This is a genomic window from Pseudomonas luteola NBRC 103146, assembly GCF_002091675.1.
GTDB classification, from domain to species: Bacteria; Pseudomonadota; Gammaproteobacteria; order Pseudomonadales; family Pseudomonadaceae; genus Chryseomonas; species Chryseomonas luteola.
In genome coordinates, this window is the sequence record NZ_BDAE01000089.1 from 1 (window position 1) to 890 (window position 890).

The window sequence follows — 890 nt, forward strand, 5'->3', positions numbered from 1 at the left end:
CTCTTGCATCAGACACTCATTAGTTGAGCAGCTTGAGCACAGCGTTCGGCAGCTGGTTAGCCTGGGCCAGAACAGCGGTCGAAGCCTGCTGCAGGGTCTGCTGCTTGGTCATTTCTGACGTTTCGGCAGCAAAGTCAGCGTCCTGCACACGGCTACGTGCGGAGGTGGCGTTTTCTGCGATGTTCTGCAGGTTGGAGATGGTGCTGGTCATACGGTTCTGTACCGCACCCAGGTCAGCGCGCTTGGCGTTGATGGTGTCCATCGCCGCGTCGATTGCCGATACGGCAGCGTCAACGTTGGTGTGTGCAGCAGAGTTGGCACCGGTGATGCTGATGGCAGAGCCTACGCCCAGAGCATCGGCACCAAAACCACCTGAGCCCAGGTCGATGCTGATCACTTCGTTAGTACCCGTGTTGGCACCTACCTGGAAGTCAAACTTGCCAGCGCCGTTCAGCAGGGCAGTATCCTTACCAAACTTGGTAGTGGTAGAGATACGAGTCAGTTCTTCGCCCATCGCGGTGAATTCAGCGTTCAGAGCGGTACGGTCTTTTTCGCTGTTGCTGTCGTTACGGGACTGCAGGGCCAGTTCGCGCATACGCTGCAGAATGTTGGTGGACTCTTGCAGAGCACCTTCAGCAGTCTGGGCGATGGAGATGCCGTCGTTGGCGTTCTTGACCGCAACGTTCAGACCACGGATCTGGCTGGTCAGACGGTTGGCGATCTGCAGGCCGGCCGCATCGTCTTTGGCGCTGTTGATTTTCAGGCCAGAGGACAGGCGCTGCATGGAGTTGCTCAGGCTGTCGGAAGCGCGGTTCAGGTTCTTCTGAACGGACAGGGAGGCAACGTTAGTGTTTACGGTCATAGCCATGATGAGATACTCACAAAAGTCA

The 890-nt window shown here is 57.0% G+C and carries 1 protein-coding gene; it reads right to left on the bottom strand.

Annotated features, from left to right (window positions below):
• Positions 1-19 precede the first annotated feature (19 nt).
• A complete protein-coding gene (locus PLU01S_RS25195) occupies positions 20-868 on the bottom strand; it encodes a flagellin domain-containing protein (RefSeq protein WP_084339982.1) in 849 nt (282 codons plus the stop codon).
• Positions 869-890: the final 22 nt, after the last annotated feature.